The 14,638-nt window shown below is 50.2% G+C and carries 13 protein-coding genes; 4 read left to right on the forward strand and 9 right to left on the reverse strand.

All coding sequences use genetic code 11. The annotated features are described in order from the left end of the window. The first annotated feature begins 287 nt into the window (after window positions 1–287). Window positions 288–2,543 (forward strand): inorganic phosphate transporter, encoded by a 2,256-nt coding sequence (locus tag G7Y39_RS11235; RefSeq protein ID WP_165157556.1) that lies wholly within the window; start codon window positions 288–290, stop codon window positions 2,541–2,543. Between the two features lie 3 nt (window positions 2,544–2,546). On the opposite strand, the gene G7Y39_RS11240 is transcribed toward G7Y39_RS11235, so the two are convergent. From G7Y39_RS11240 to dapB, 4 genes are read right to left on the reverse strand one after another with little or no spacing between them, the layout of a single operon-like run. Continuing rightward, entirely contained in the window at window positions 2,547–3,185 is a 639-nt protein-coding gene (locus G7Y39_RS11240) for a WbqC family protein (protein WP_165157557.1), read from the reverse strand. Between the two features lie 2 nt (window positions 3,186–3,187). Continuing rightward, a complete protein-coding gene (gene lepB / locus G7Y39_RS11245; RefSeq protein ID WP_165157577.1) occupies window positions 3,188–4,048 on the reverse strand; it encodes a signal peptidase I in 861 nt (286 codons plus the stop codon). A 19-nt stretch (window positions 4,049–4,067) separates the two neighbouring features. Continuing rightward, window positions 4,068–5,465, reverse strand: a complete 1,398-nt coding sequence (locus G7Y39_RS11250) for a S26 family signal peptidase (RefSeq protein WP_165157558.1) — start codon at window positions 5,463–5,465, stop codon at window positions 4,068–4,070. Between the two features lie 16 nt (window positions 5,466–5,481). After that, window positions 5,482–6,198 carry a 4-hydroxy-tetrahydrodipicolinate reductase gene (gene dapB / locus G7Y39_RS11255; protein ID WP_165157559.1) on the reverse strand — a complete coding sequence of 239 codons (717 nt, stop codon included), beginning with the start codon at window positions 6,196–6,198 and terminating at the stop codon, window positions 5,482–5,484. Window positions 6,199–6,274: 76 nt separating this feature from the next. Between dapB and G7Y39_RS11260 the strand changes: the two genes are divergently transcribed. From G7Y39_RS11260 to G7Y39_RS11270, 3 genes are all read left to right on the forward strand, one after another. Beyond that, complete coding sequence (locus G7Y39_RS11260; protein WP_165157560.1) at window positions 6,275–7,555, forward strand: DUF2851 family protein; 1,281 nt, start codon at window positions 6,275–6,277, stop codon at window positions 7,553–7,555. A 145-nt stretch (window positions 7,556–7,700) separates the two neighbouring features. Then, window positions 7,701–9,614 (forward strand): Ig-like domain-containing protein, encoded by a 1,914-nt coding sequence (locus tag G7Y39_RS11265; protein WP_165157561.1) that lies wholly within the window; start codon window positions 7,701–7,703, stop codon window positions 9,612–9,614. Continuing rightward, window positions 9,556–10,425, forward strand: a complete 870-nt coding sequence (locus G7Y39_RS11270) for a DUF3108 domain-containing protein (RefSeq protein WP_165157562.1) — start codon at window positions 9,556–9,558, stop codon at window positions 10,423–10,425. Before G7Y39_RS11265 ends, G7Y39_RS11270 begins: the two co-directional genes overlap by 59 nt. Before the next feature lie 6 nt (window positions 10,426–10,431). Here the strand turns inward: G7Y39_RS11270 and G7Y39_RS11275 are convergent, their stop codons facing one another. From G7Y39_RS11275 to G7Y39_RS11300, 5 genes are all read right to left on the reverse strand, one after another. Continuing rightward, entirely contained in the window at window positions 10,432–10,839 is a 408-nt protein-coding gene (locus G7Y39_RS11275) for a PaaI family thioesterase (RefSeq protein ID WP_165157578.1), read from the reverse strand. Further along, window positions 10,836–12,311 (reverse strand): cysteine--tRNA ligase, encoded by a 1,476-nt coding sequence (gene cysS / locus G7Y39_RS11280; RefSeq protein ID WP_165157563.1) that lies wholly within the window; start codon window positions 12,309–12,311, stop codon window positions 10,836–10,838. The genes G7Y39_RS11275 and cysS overlap by 4 nt, the downstream gene beginning before the upstream one ends. Window positions 12,312–12,376: 65 nt before the next feature. Further along, on the reverse strand, window positions 12,377–13,420 hold the full coding sequence (locus G7Y39_RS11285) for a nucleotidyl transferase AbiEii/AbiGii toxin family protein (RefSeq protein WP_165157564.1): 1,044 nt from the start codon (window positions 13,418–13,420) through the stop codon (window positions 12,377–12,379). Further along, entirely contained in the window at window positions 13,417–14,022 is a 606-nt protein-coding gene (locus tag G7Y39_RS11290; protein ID WP_165157565.1) for a DUF6088 family protein, read from the reverse strand. Before G7Y39_RS11290 ends, G7Y39_RS11285 begins: the two co-directional genes overlap by 4 nt. 195 nt (window positions 14,023–14,217) lie before the next feature. Beyond that, a complete protein-coding gene (locus G7Y39_RS11300) occupies window positions 14,218–14,622 on the reverse strand; it encodes a hypothetical protein (RefSeq protein WP_241160010.1) in 405 nt (134 codons plus the stop codon). Window positions 14,623–14,638 lie beyond the last annotated feature (16 nt).

Here is a 14,638-nt window from a genome sequence, read left to right on the forward strand (position 1 = left end):
TCGAGGGATCAAGACCGACCATCCTTACCTGTCCGCTCAGACAGTTGACGCCCATGCGCATGTCTGTCGGATGTTGGGACATCACTATACGGTTGTTTTCATTCAGATTGAACATAGCTTTTTTAACTGCAAAGTTTGCAATCAAAAATGCTATGGAAAAGTCGGACGGTTTCGGACGGATATGCGGTACCGGAATCGGGTCTGTGGCTGTAACCGTATTGTAATGTGTATGTAACAGGTGTGAAATGATTGTTTCAGAACTTTGTGCGAGAATTATAACAATCAGTATGGAAACATTTTATTTGTTCTTGGTCCTTTTTTTGTTTGTATTGGCCATCGTGGATTTATCGGTCGGTGTCAGTAATGATGCCGTGAACTTTTTAAATTCGGCCATTGGCGCCAGAGCCGCATCCTTTAAAGTTATTATCGCTGTCGCTGCTGTGGGGGTCTTTGTCGGTGCGGCGTTATCCAATGGTATGATGGATATCGCCCGGCATGGTATTTATCAACCCCAGCATTTTTATTTCTCGGAGATCATGTGTATCCTTGCGGCCGTTATGCTTACGGATGTGGTGCTGCTGGATATTTTTAACTCGTTGGGTATGCCGACCTCGACAACGGTTTCCATGGTGTTTGAGTTGGTGGGAGGAACGGTAGCGATCGCCTTGGTAAAGATCGCCGCTTCCTCGGGCGCTTTGCAATTGGGAGATCTGCTGAATACCGAGAAGGCTTTTACCGTGATCCTGGGGATCTTCCTTTCTGTGGCGATCGCTTTTTTCTTCGGTACGATCGTGCAGTATCTGTCCCGAATCCTGTTCTCGTTTAATTATAGGAAAAGTGCGCACTATTTTATGGGGCTGTTTGGAGGTTTGGCCGCCACTTCCATCGTTTACTTTATGCTGATAAAGGGATTGAAGACAAGTTCTTTTATGACGGGTGAGTTTAAGGAGCTGGTGTATGCCCATACGGGGATGATCGTCTTAGGGTGTATGGTATTCTTTACACTCTTGATGCAGGGGTTGCATTGGTTGAAGGTGAATGTGTTCAAGGTGATCATTTTGATGGGTACGTTTGCCTTGGCGTTGGCTTTTGCCGGGAATGACTTGGTGAACTTTATCGGAGTGCCGCTGGCCAGCTATTCCTCCTATATGGACCTGATGGCGCAGGGGGGGACTACTACCACGGATACATTCTTGATGGCCTCCTTGTTGGAACCGGCCCGGACACCTTGGTATTTCTTGGTGGGTTCCGGGGTTGTGATGGTAATCGCCTTGGCTACTTCCAAAAAGGCCCAAAACGTGGTGAAGACCTCCTTGGATCTGTCTCGTCAATCGGAGGGAGAGGAGTCTTTCGGTACATCGCCTGTGGCGCGGGTATTGGTACGGAATTGCAGCAATATATCCGCCGCGATAGTAAGTGTCGTGCCTGCTCCGGTAAAGAGCTGGATTGATAGTCGTTTCGATGCGAGCGAGATGATTCTGGATGACAGGGCCAGCTTCGACCTGGTACGTGCCTCGGTGAACGTGGTCTTGTCCGGATTGCTGATCGCTCTGGGAACCTCTCTGAAACTGCCTTTATCTACGACGTATGTGGCTTTTATGGTCGCCATGGGTACCTCGTTGGCTGATCGCGCCTGGGGGCGCGAGAGTGCCGTATATCGTATCACGGGCGTATTGTCTGTGATCGGTGGTTGGTTTATTACGGCGGGAGCCGCTTTCACGATCTGTTTCATCGTCGCTCTGTTGATTCATTGGGGAGGTATCCCGGCTTTGGTGGCCATGATCGGTTTGGCGATCTATTCGTTGGTTCGCAGCCACCTCGCTTATAAAGCTAAATTGCGGAAAGAGGCCTTGAAGGAGGAGGTGAACTCTACGGTGTCCAAACTGCGTAAGGCTACGGATACGTGCGAGGCTTTGGCTCTGTTCCGCGAGCATAGTCGCGAGGAGTTGCAATCCGATCTGGCTTTTACGGCGGACGTATTTGGCCGGGCGGTAAACGGATTCATGAACGAGAATTTGCGCGAGTTGCGTAAGGTCTTGACGGCCGTGGAGGAGAAAAAGATTCACTTGAAACAGGTGAAACGTGTCGGTACGCTTGGCGTAACCCAATTGGATCACGATATCGCCGTGGAGAAGGGGCTTTACTATTATCAAGGGAATGATTTCGCCAGTGAGATCATATTCAGTATCAGCCGCTTGGCGGAACCGATGAAAGATCATATCGATAATAATTTCAGTCCGCTGAGCGAGGTGCAGAGGGAGGACTTCGGCAAGGTGTCGGTACGGATTATCGTTTTCCTGCGGAATTGTGCCGCCATGATTCGTACGAACGACTATATCGGTTTCGAGGAGCCGATCGCCGAGTCGGTCGCCTTGATGAACCAACTTACCGCCTTGAAGAAAGGAGAGTTGAAGCGTATCCAAGGACAGTCCGGCAGTACGAAGGTAAGCATGGTCTATCTGAGCATGGTACAAGAGGCTCAAAACGTGGTCACTTTTACGGCGAATCTTTTGAAGGTGAGCCGGAAGTTCCAGAAAGAGTGATTTTCAGCGAACAGGGTCTTGCGGAAGGATCGACTCCCGCAGGGTGACAAGTCCCTCCGGCCCCTGGTTGAACAGCAAATCAATGATACTCAGATTGGGGAGGAAGCCGTGCTTCTCCCGGAATACCTGATAATAAGGTACGGGGCGGAAGGAGGGATCCTCCGCCTTGTGTCTCGGACGGATCGCTTCCCGGAAATCGTTGGCTACCTCCGGCTCATACTGGTCGGTGTAGACGACAACGGGGCGCAGATCCAGCAGGTCGCAAACCAGGCGGCGCAATTCCTCGTTGAAGTCGAGGAGGAACGCATATCGCTTCTCGTAGAAGGGAGCGAAATCATCGGCGTAATACTCGAAAAACGGGCTCATACGGTAGGCTGATACCAAGGCGTTCCAGTGCAGGTGTCGCCAATTCCCGTGGTCGGAGATGCGGATATCCTTGGTTCGGCATTTCAAGGTATTTGGCTTGACAATGGGGACGGTCAAGGAGAGCGAGCCGTTTGCCGCGGCGATGACGCAGCGGTTGCGGTAGGTCTGCTTCACGTAATTCTCGGCGGTCTCGATGCGGATCTCCCGGTATTGGAGCATCTTGCAATATTGTTGTACGGGACCTAGGTAGGCGGTCGCTATATAGACGGGTTGCATGATCAATGAATGGTTTTGAAGATTCGTCGTTTGTCGGGGCTGTACCAGCAGAGCCAAGCGTTGCCGACAATACGGTCGGCTGGTATGAAACCGAGGTGGCGGGAATCCACTGCCTCGTTGGCATTATCGGAAAGCACCCAATAGTAGTCTTGTCGGAAAAAGAAGAACTGCGTCTCCCGCCCATCCAGGTATAACTTCCCGTCACGGAAGGAGGCCTTGCCCTCCGTCTCTCGCAGGATGATCTCCTTGCAGGCGGTGAGCGAGGCGGCGTCCAGCGGGTAAGCTTGGCCTTTTCGGGGGACGATCAGGCTGTAATCTTGCATTTGTTCCCCGATGAAATGCCGATTCGTGGCCTCGGGTAATTCCTCCCGCAATTGATATTCCTCAAAAGCCGTGAGGCTGAGCATGCAGCCGAAGCTCTCCTGCTTGAAGTCCCTGAGCGGGATATCCAGCCTCTTCAACGTCTCTAGGAACGTATCCTTGGCGCTCAACGTGATGAAATAGGAGCTGAGCGATCGGGGAGAGCGGGGAATTTTCCGCCCGTTTATCGTATATCCGTCTATGCTGACCCGGATCGTATCGCCCGGCATACCGATGCAGCGGCTGATGAACAAGGGTGCGTCCGCCGAGTCCCGCAAGAGCGGGCTGGTAAACAGCGTGACTTTACCTCGGACCGGCCGATTCTTCCCCGGCATTTTATTGACGAGGATATACTCCCCTATCCGCAGGGTCTCCTCCATAGCGCCCGTGGAGATGCGGTAAGACTCTAGGCAGAAAAGACGTATGAGCATGACGACCACCGCGACCGACGCACAAGCCGCCGGCCATTTCAAGAGAGCTGTCAGGAATCGTTGGATCGCCATCATACGGAGTTTTCACTACTTAATCCGGATGCACCCAGCGAAACAGGCGGTTCCAGCGGATACCGCCGTCGAACAGGCTGCGGTCCTTATCTAAGGAGAGCCAAACCAAGATCGGCTTGCCGACGATGTGATCCTCGGGTACGAACCCCCACGAGCGGCTATCTGCGCTATTGTGGCGGTTGTCGCCCATCATCCAGTAATAATCGTATTTGAACGTATAGGAGGTCTCGGGCCTGCCGTTGATATAGACTGTGCCATCCTTCACTTCCAAGGTATTGTCCTCGTAATTCTTGATACACCGGCCGTACAACGCCAGATTCCGTTCGTCTAGCGGGATGGCAGTCCCCTTCTTCGGGATCCAAAGCGGTCCGAAGTTGTCGCGGGTCCAGCCCGTATCGTACCCGACCGGATAGGTAGGTCCGCCCAACGTCTCCGGCTCGATGACGATCTTCTTTACGGCAGGTAGCTTCTCTGCGATCGCCAAAGCCTTTTTCGTGAGCGGCAGGCGATAGACCGGATTGTACTGCCCGTTCGCACCCGGCGTAAAACCCAGGAACGACAACAGATCCCGGTAATAACCTCCGCCGGAGGCCAGCATACGGTCGTCCTTGCTTACCTCCATCAAACGGAATTGCTCCTCCGTGAAGGGGGAACCGTCCGTCTCGATGAAGTAGTTGAGCTGCATCTCTCTCGGATTCTCGGCCGGCTTGCCGTCTATGTACACCTGGTTGTCGATGAGCTGGATCGTATCACCCGGCATACCGACGCAACGCTTCACGTAATTCTCCCGTTTGTCGACCGGGCGGTACATTACCTCGCCGAACGTGGCCTTGTCTAATAAGATACGTTCCCGCCCGTACTCCTGGACCAAGGAGTAGTAATCCGGGTTTTGTACTTTCACGGCGATCGTGTCACCTGCGGGGAAGTTGAACACCACGATATCATTGCGTTTCACACGACCCAGACCTTTCACCCGTTTGTAGTCCCATTCCGGCCAATCTAGATACGATTTGCAGTTTAAGATCGGCAACGTATTTTGTACCAACGGGAAGGCGATCGGGGTATTTGGCACGCGCGGTCCGTAACTCAATTTGCTGACAAACAGGTAATCTCCCACCAGCAACGATTTCTCCAAGGAAGAACTCGGTATCTGATAGTTCTGGAAGACGAACAGGTTGATGAAATAAACGGCTACCAGTGCGAATACGATATCGTCCACCCATTCCAATACGTTGCGTACCATCGGGTTCTTGGAGCGCTTCCAGGCTCCCCAAGGGATGTAGCGTGTCAGGAATATATCGACCAGGACGACTAATCCCGGCAATAACCATACGTTTTGCATCCAGATAGCGAACAGCGTGTATAATACGGCCGCTATACCAAACTTGATCCATTGTTTTTTAGCGAACTTCTTCATCTTTTAGTTGATACGTTTAGAATTTGAATAAGTCATTCATGCCCAGGAATCCTTTCTTTCCGGCGGTGAACTCGGCGGCTATCACCGCGCCCAAGGCAAATCCGGCGCGACTTTTGGCATCATGCTTGATACGGATTGTATCCGCGTCCGACTCATACGTAATTTCATGGATACCCGGAACCTCACCCTCGCGGATGGCGCGGATTGGCAGGTCGGTCGCACGCTCTGCGGTCTCTAAGGTCCAACGCTCCTTACGATCCAGGTTCTCCAGGATCCCTTCGGCCAACGTGATCGCCGTCCCGCTGGGCGCGTCCAGCTTGTGGATATGGTGGACTTCTGTCATTTGAACGTCGTAGGAGGGGAAGTCGTTCATGATTTTCGCCAGATACTTGTTTAGGGCGAAGAAGATATTTACGCCGATGCTGAAGTTGGAGGCGTAGAAGAAGGTCTTACCCTCTTTCTCGCATTTCTCCCGGATCTCACCGATGCGCTCCAGCCATCCGGTAGTGCCCGATACGACCGGTACGCCTGCCTCAAAACATCTCATGTAGTTGTTGAAAGCGGTAGCTGGGGTCGTAAACTCAATCGCCACGTCGGCGCTCTTGAATGCTTCCGAATGTAAATCCTCCGCATTGTTGATATCTATGATGGAAACAATTTGATGTCCTCTCCGGAGGGCGATCTGCTCGATCGTTTTGCCCATTTTCCCGTAACCTATAAGTGCAATTTTCATACTTTAGTTCAATTAATGTCGCAAATATACGGAAAATGAATTACATTTGAATCCAAAATCTTAACTCTGAAAGCCTATGGAACGTTTATTACGCTATGTTTGGAAATACAAACTTTATGTGAGTACCTCATTGACTACCACCGATGGGCTTCCCGTCGCGGTGATCGATCCTGGCATACAAAACACCGGCGCCGGCCCCGACTTCATCAACGCCAAGCTGAAAATCGGTGGCACGGTATGGGCGGGAAGCGTGGAAATCCACGAAAAATCTTCCGATGGGCTGCATCATCACCGGGATTCGGATAAGGCATACGACTCTGTTATCTTGCATGTGACAGGTGAAAATGACGCATCCATCTGCCGGATGAATGGCGAGCCGATGCCTCAGTTGCTCTTGTCCATCCCGGAACCTGTCCGGAAAAATATCGATTGGTTATTGGCAAGAGAGGGGGTTGTCCCCTGTCTGGAGCGGATTCAAGAAGTGGACTCCGTGCATCTGGCTTCCTGGATGGATACCTTGCTCGGTGAACGGCTGGAACGGAAGACAGCGGATATATACCGCCTGCTGGATCAGTATCAAGAGGATTGGAACGAGGTCTTCTATATCCGATTGACCCGTAGTTTCGGCTTCGGCGCGCATAGCGACGCCTTCGAGAAATTGGCCCAAAGCCTCCCCCTGCGATATATCCAAAAGCAAAGGGCTAGCGAGTCGCAAGTAGAGGCGATGCTTTTCGGGCAAGCAGGTATGCTCTCGGAAGAGGGCTCTTGCCATTACTACCGTCTGCTGAGGCGGGAATATGCGTTTCTCCGCCATAAGTTTGATCTCAAGCCTTTGGATGAACCCTTGTTCAAAAGCCCTCGCGTCCGCCCGACCAACTCCACGCATGTGAAGTTGGCGCAACTGGCCGCTATCTGGCATCGGTACGATACGTTGTTCTCGAGGATCCTGTCCGCCTCCTCTCCTAAAGAGATCAAGGATTATTTCCGTATCCGCCCCTCGGATTATTGGAAGAACCATAATCATTTCCGGTATGCCTCCCCGGAGAAAGAGAAGACGATCGGGGAGAATACGCTTGATCTATTGTTGATAAACGCGGTGGTTCCTCTATTTTTTGCTTATGGGAGGCGGAATCATTTACCGGAATATTGCGCCCGTGCGACTCGTTTGTTGGAGCGTATACCGCCGGAACGAAACCATATCGTAACCGCTTTCACGCGATTCGGTATCTGCGTCCGTAACGCCGGTGATACGCAATCGCTCATCCAGCTGAAACGGGAATATTGCGAGAAACGAAGGTGTTTGTATTGCCGGATCGGGTTCCGATTGCTGAAACAGGGTGCCAATCCTCCTCTGTGAAGTGTTTGTTTACGGCTCCCCTTCTTGCAGGATAGATACCGTGCGGCATAGGAGATGCACTTCATGGGCAAAGTAAGAAGAGGCTGTGTGTGGCATTATTGGATTTTTCCCTATTTTTGTCCCTCGATTGAAATAGGAAGATTGCATGGAAGACAAATATGTGAGAAATTGTTTACGGTTCTTTATAGGGGTGCTCCTGCCGGTCGTGCTGTACTCGTGCGCCAATATCGCCTCGCCGAACGGAGGCCCTTATGATGAGGTACCGCCCAAGTTCGTAAGTAGTACGCCGTTGCCGGGCCAGATAAACTACAAGGGAAAGAAGGTGGAGATTGTTTTTGATGAGTTGATCCAGATCGATAAGCCTACCGAGAATGTGATCATCACCCCGCCCCAGATGGAGCAGCCCGTTATCCGGGCAAACGGCCGGAAGGCGGTTGTCGAGCTGATGGATACGTTGAAGGAGAATACGACCTATACGATAGATTTCACCCATTCGATCTCCGATAATAATGAGAAGAATGTATTGGAGAATTATACCTTTGCCTTCTCTACCGGTGAATCCATCGACAGTCTGGAGGTGTCGGGTATCTTGCTGAACGCCGAGAATCTGGAGCCTATGCCGGGTATCACGATCGGTGTGCATACGAATCTGGCGGATTCCGCCTTTACGACGCTCCCGTTTGTCCGTACTTCCCGTACGAACGACAAGGGGGAGTTTACGATTCGTAACATGGCTCCCGGGACCTATCGGATCTATGCCTTGGAGGATGTGATGCGTTCCTACAAGTACAGCCGGCCCGGGCAGCCGATCGCCTTTTACGATTCCTTGATCGTACCCGCGTTTGAGTTGGCGACCCGTCAGGATACGATTTGGAAAGATAGCCTGACGATCGATACGGTGATGACGGTCGGTTATACCCGTTTTATGCCGGACAATATCGAGTTGCGCTTGTTTAAGGAGAACGTAGAGCGTCAATATATGTTGAGGCCGGAGCGTACGAATGAGAAAATACTAACCTTGCGTTTCAATGCCTCCTTGGATACCGTTCCGGTACCCGTTCCTTTGAATTTCACCCCGGCGGATAGCGATTGGTATTTCTTGCAGACAGCGGAGGAGGGAAAAGCCGTGCATTACTGGCTGACCGATTCCTTGATCTGGAAGCAAGATACGTTGCGAGTGGAGGTGAATTACCTGAAAAGCGATTCCCTGGATGTGCTTCGTCCGCAGAGGGATACGGTACAATTTACCATGCGTCGCCGTCCTACGGAGAAGAAGAAAAAGAAAAAAGACGATGAACCGGAAGTCACCGAGTTTCTGGGAATGCATGTAAATGCTTCCGGGGCGATCAACATTTATGACACCTTGGCTGTTACATTCAATGAACCGGTAGCAGGATTGACGAAAGATCGGTTTTATCTGGATCAGAAAGTGGATACGCTTTGGGAAGCCGTTGACTTTGATTTTTTCCCGGATACGACGAATGCCTTGAATTTCTTCATCAAGCGCCCGTGGAAGTATGGTGAGGAATACCGTTTGGGAGTAGACTCTGCCGCGGTGTTCAGTGTCTATGGTAAATGGAACGATGGGTATAGCGGGGAATTCAAGATCAAGAAAGAAGATGAGTACGGACATTTATACATCAATATCGGGGGAGCGGATACCACCGCTTTCGTGGAATTGTTGAATAGCAGCGACCAGCCGGTCCGTAAGGGGAAGGTAAAAGAGGGCGGCGTACTCTTCATGGACTTGAAACCGGATAAATATTATGCCCGCTTGATCGTAGACGCGAATGATAACGGTGTCTGGGATACCGGAAATTACGCCGAGAAACGACAGCCGGAGTTTGTCTTCTATAGTCCGAAGATGTTCGATATCAGGCAGAACTGGGAAGTGGAAGAGACTTGGGATATCCAGGCTACGCCGATGAAACGGCAGAAACCGATCGATATCACGAAGAATAAACCGAAAGAGCTGACGAAAAAGAAAAGAGATTACAAAAATGAGGGAACACAGTCTTCATCCAATAGGAACAGCGGTATGGGCGGCTTACGCTTTTAGGCTATATATATGCGTTTTCTGTTTGTGTGTAGCGAGCGTCGCGTCTTCGCGGGCACAAACGTTGCCGTTATCCCATGGGGAACGGGTGGATTACGAGCTTTATTTCAAATGGGGGTTCATCATGTCGAAGGCCGGACTGGCTACCCTTTCCGTGAAAGAGTCGGAATACCAAGGAGCGCCGTCATGGCATTACAGCCTGTTGTTCCGCTCCGCCGGCGTGATCGAGAAAGTCTTCAGGATGCGTGATACGATGGATTGCCATTACTCAAAGGAGCCTCGGCTCTTGTTCAGCTCGAAGCGCACGAACGAGGGGGACTACTATCTGGTGGATGATCTCCGGTTTGCGTATCAAGAAAACGACAGGGTCGAGATTCACTCGCTTCGCCATACGTTGAGGGAGACGAAGATCGATACGATGCTGATGGCCAAAGGACTAGTATTCGATATGTTGGGAGCTACGATGTACCTTCGTTCGCTGGATTGGCAGACGATGAGTTACGGGGCGGAGTCCCCCTTCAAGATCGCTATCGGCCGGGATCTCGTGAACGCTCGTTTCCGCTATACGGGGCAACAGATCGTCGAGCGTAAAGGGGCGAAATTCCGTACCCGCCATTTCTATGTCGATATCTACGACGAGGCCTTCTCCCAAGCCAAGGAAGCTGCGGAGGTCTGGATCGGGGATGACGAGAACCATATCCCGGTAAAGATCCGGGCAAAGTTAAAGATAGGGGCGGCCGAGGTCTATTACAAAGACTCCTATAATCTGCGTGCCCCGCTTGCCTGCCGTATCGTGGTGCAAGGGACTAGATGATCTTTTTTATCCGAATGGCTCGAAAGGCAATTCCGTATCTTTCCGGTAACCCGTGCCGTTAAAGGTAGCGATTAATTCCCCGCTTTCATTCGTGATCCGGACCTCGCAGTTCGCCAATCTTTTATGGCTGAAAGCCTCTTTTGCCTCCGCGTATAAATATCCCTTGCTCTCGGCTTTGAAGAAATTGATACTGGAGGTAATGGACAAAGTAAGCCGTGCATGGCTATTGGTAGCTGCGGCGAAGGCCAAATCCGCCAAGGTAAAGATCGCTCCTCCCTGGCATACGCCGCCTCCATTCAGGTGCTCCGGTTTAATAAGCATACGCGCCTTCGCGTAACCATTACCGGTCTCCAACAATTCCACACCCGCCAATAAGGCGAACTTATCACCCTGAAGAAACTCTTGAATCGTCATTTGTTTATTTTCCATTCCGCGCCCTCCTTGGTGTCTTTGATCTCGAAGCCCATAGCGGTCAGCTCGTCGCGGATTTTGTCGGAAGTCGCCCAATCCTTATTCGCTTTCGCCTGTTGGCGGATAGACAATAAGAGATCCACGGCCTTGCCGAATGCCTCATACCGGTTGCTACCGGCGGAAACCTCGTCTTTCATGCCAAGGATATCGAACAAGAATAAATGGAATACCTCTTGCAACTCTTTCAAGTCATCCCCGGACAGAGTAGCCTTACCGTCTTTTACGGAGTTGATCGCACGGGTAGCGTCGAATAGATGAGAGATCACGATCGGTGAGTTCAAGTCATCATTCATCGCCTCGTAACATTTCTCGCGAAGAGCTTTCGTGTCTACGGTCGAGGTAGCGGAAGGCCGCAACTTCATCAAATGTCCGTAGGCTTCCATTAAGCGGGACAAACCCTTCTCTGCCGCCTGCAAAGCCTCGTTGCTGAAATCGACCGTGCTGCGGTAATGCGCTTGCAGGATGAAGAAACGGATCGTCATGGCAGAGTACGCCTGCCGCAAGGAGGCGTGATCGCCCGTGAAGAACTGGTCCAGCGTGATGAAATTGCCCAGCGACTTACCCATCTTCTGCCCGTTGATGGTGATCATATTGTTGTGCATCCAATAATGAACCATCTCATCCCCCTGGGAAGCCACGGCCTGCGCGATCTCGCATTCATGGTGCGGGAAGATCAAGTCCATGCCACCCCCGTGGATGTCGAAATGCTCCCCGAGGTATTTCTTGCCCATCGCGGTACATTCGCAGTGCCAACCCGGGAAACCGTCGCTCCACGGAGACGGCCAACGCATGATATGCTCCGGCTGGGCACATTTCCAAAGGGCGAAGTCGATGGCGTTATGTTTCTCGTCCTGTCCGTCCAACGCGCGAGTCGTATTCAACATATCCTCGATATTCCGGCCGGAAAGGATGCCGTATTTATGATCCTTGTTATATTTTTCCACGTCGAAATAGACGGAGCCTTGGCTCTCGTAAGCGTAGCCGTTATCCAGAATCTTCTTGACCAGCTCGATTTGCTCGATAATATGTCCGGAAGCATGCGGCTCGATGCTGGGAGGAAGTACGTTCAGCGCGTCCATCGCTTGATGATAGCGATTGAGGTAATATTGAACCACTTCCATCGGCTCCAACTGTTCTAGCCGTGCCTTCTTGGCGATCTTATCCTCCCCATCATCGGCGTCATGCTCCAAATGTCCGACATCGGTTATATTGCGTACGTAACGTACTTTATATCCTAGATGTGTGAGATAGCGGAATAACAAGTCGAACGTGATCGCCGGACGTGCGTGTCCCAGATGAGCGTCACCATAAACCGTAGGACCACATACATACATGCCTACATGTGGCTCATGCAGGGGTTTGAATGGCTCCTTTTTTCTCGTAAGCGTGTTGTAAATACTCAATGGATGTTCCATATTCTTTTTCCATTTAAAATCCAAACAAAGTTGGATAATTCATACTGTTACTAAATATATAACGATCAATTTTTGAAGCTCTTATTATTCAAGTGTCTCATTAAAGCTGTCAATTCTTCAACAAGCCCATCAAACGGCACACTCTCACCATAAATCATGTGCAGGCGCATGTTCTCATAGTCAGTACGCCATTGCTCAATGACTTCGGTCGGTGGAATGATGTTGAGCGTTGCCGGATAGAGTGTGTTGTAGTTAAAGCCACTCAAACCGATAAAAGTGCGGCGGTGCTCGACCACTTGACAATAAAGTCGCTCATCGTTAATGGCTTTTTCTGCGATTGGAGTTTTCAGCATCTGTCCGATGTCGTACATGTGGCGCGACATACGCTCCACACGAATCATATCCTTGGGCTTTGCAAATTCCTCATGAAGCAGAAACACCTTTTCCAAGAAGGTTCGCTCCGGATGCACTGCACGTACATTGAACTTATGTTCCGCAAAAGGCGCGTTGGGATAAACATGGTCTATCATTGAATTAATGGCAATCTCATTGACGGGTTCGCTCATTGACCGACCGCTTACCTCTACCTTAACTTTCGGTAAAATATACTGTCCATCTTCATTTGATATGGAAAGCGACAAAATATCCGCTACGGCAGAGTTGTAATTGATGTTGATTACTTCGGGGTCGGTGGTAGAAACAGGCGTAATGTCCACGTTTACGTCAAACTTGTCCTTGTCAATGCAGAAATCGCATAACTGTTTTGCCAAATCATACTGCATTTGCTCTCGCACAAAAGAGCAAGCAACACGGCGCAATCTGTCGCTAATCTGTGTTTTCGACAATGTGCCACTGAAACCGAGAAACTCACGGTCAATCGCAATATCTATGTCTTCCGAAAAACGATCTATCAGATGCCAGCACTTACTCAGCGATGTACCACCTTTGAAAGACAAATGTCCGGCATAAGGCAAACTGAACATGGCACGAAGCACAGCCGTCACCCACCAGTCTTTTTCGATGACCTCACGTTGCCGGATGTTTAATTCGGTGGAAACACGATCAAGCACATCCACTTGGTCTTGTTTTGATAAATCAATAAACTTCATCTTTGCAAAATTCTTCTCACCCAAATCGGAGTAAGCACAATATCATGATTGAATTCGTCTTCCGACACCGAGTCCGTTATTATATTTTTAATTTTCACAACTTGTTCTTCAGAAATGGCATCTTCACCCATCTCACGCATAGCCATGACTACTAACTGCATTACCTTTGAATGATAAGCAAAGTTACCCAGTTCGTTGCTATGGCGGAACGTGATGCTTTTCCCTGTACCAAATTTCACTTGGCGAGCCGACCCGTCCGTAATATACACAATGTTGGTCGGCACCTGAGTTGAAAGTCCCAATCGGTTGAGCGCATATATGCCGGTGGGTATTATCCGTGCATTGTCTCTCTCCGCAATCCTTTGGGCAATCACATCGAGCGACGGCTCACGAAGTGCTCCGTCCCATTTGTCATACATGGGGACGTAATATATTCCTTTCGCAAAACGACTCAATTTACCGTTTCGGCATAAGCGGCTCAAACCTGTGCGAACAGCATCAGGTGTTCCACAAGCAGTGAAATCATCCGGGAAAAGAATCTCCCCGCTGTCCGCACGTTCTACAATAGCTTCTATCGCTTTGAAAGAACTGTTATCTGCCATCAGTATTATATTTTGCCACAAAATTACGATATTTTTGTGACATCAAATGATAATCAGGGAAATTTATTCATATTCCATCGTATTTTTAACATTAGAGTAAGGGATATGCTGATATAGTCCTGTCTTAGTGGAAAGGCATTTGCGAAGCCAGACGGTGACATCGGCAAGAATCGGGTAACGCAAAGAAGTGCTGTTCTATGTGAACGGCAGCAAGGAGAAAGGGAAGAGCCGCGAGGCACGGGACATCAACCACGCTTTGGATAATATCAAGGCTGTAATATATTTCTGACGATTTTTGGATTGATTGGAGATACCTATCCTATCCATAATCTCTTGCGCAGTTCTCGGTACTGAGCAAAAGTTTCTTATGTCCTCTTCTTTCTTGGTTAGCTTGCGAGTAACTGAGTTACTCTCAGGTTGAGCTTGGTTACTATTTCGAGGAATAGTGATTACAAACTCGTTTGCGGCATGTGTTATTTCACGACTGTCACCGATGTCGTTGTAGAAGACGGCATTAGGGTCGTATTCAAGCGCACGGCGGACACCGCTGCCTGCGCCTGTATAAGGTAGCAGATAGTTGGCATTATCCTGTTCAGTCATAAATAGAATATAGAAT

The sequence above is a fragment of the Parabacteroides sp. ZJ-118 genome (genome assembly GCF_011038785.1).
Lineage (GTDB): Bacteria > Bacteroidota > Bacteroidia > Bacteroidales > Tannerellaceae > Parabacteroides.

Excerpts from the sequence above, each read along its gene's own strand:
- G7Y39_RS11235 (WP_165157556.1), top strand. The coding sequence starts at position 288 with ATGGAAACATTTTATTTGTTCTTGGTCCTTTTTTTGTTTGTATTGGCC.
- G7Y39_RS11290 (WP_165157565.1), bottom strand. The coding sequence starts at position 14,022 with ATGGCAGATAACAGTTCTTTCAAAGCGATAGAAGCTATTGTAGAACGT.
- cysS (WP_165157563.1), bottom strand. The coding sequence starts at position 12,311 with ATGGAACATCCATTGAGTATTTACAACACGCTTACGAGAAAAAAGGAG.
- G7Y39_RS11265 (WP_165157561.1), top strand. The coding sequence starts at position 7,701 with ATGGAAGACAAATATGTGAGAAATTGTTTACGGTTCTTTATAGGGGTG.
- G7Y39_RS11270 (WP_165157562.1), top strand. The coding sequence starts at position 9,556 with ATGAGGGAACACAGTCTTCATCCAATAGGAACAGCGGTATGGGCGGCT.
- G7Y39_RS11260 (WP_165157560.1), top strand. The coding sequence starts at position 6,275 with ATGGAACGTTTATTACGCTATGTTTGGAAATACAAACTTTATGTGAGT.
- G7Y39_RS11275 (WP_165157578.1), bottom strand. The coding sequence starts at position 10,839 with ATGACGATTCAAGAGTTTCTTCAGGGTGATAAGTTCGCCTTATTGGCG.
- dapB (WP_165157559.1), bottom strand. The coding sequence starts at position 6,198 with ATGAAAATTGCACTTATAGGTTACGGGAAAATGGGCAAAACGATCGAG.
- G7Y39_RS11300 (WP_241160010.1), bottom strand. The coding sequence starts at position 14,622 with ATGACTGAACAGGATAATGCCAACTATCTGCTACCTTATACAGGCGCA.
- G7Y39_RS11240 (WP_165157557.1), bottom strand. The coding sequence starts at position 3,185 with ATGCAACCCGTCTATATAGCGACCGCCTACCTAGGTCCCGTACAACAA.
- G7Y39_RS11285 (WP_165157564.1), bottom strand. The coding sequence starts at position 13,420 with ATGAAGTTTATTGATTTATCAAAACAAGACCAAGTGGATGTGCTTGAT.
- lepB (WP_165157577.1), bottom strand. The coding sequence starts at position 4,048 with ATGGCGATCCAACGATTCCTGACAGCTCTCTTGAAATGGCCGGCGGCT.
- G7Y39_RS11250 (WP_165157558.1), bottom strand. The coding sequence starts at position 5,465 with ATGAAGAAGTTCGCTAAAAAACAATGGATCAAGTTTGGTATAGCGGCC.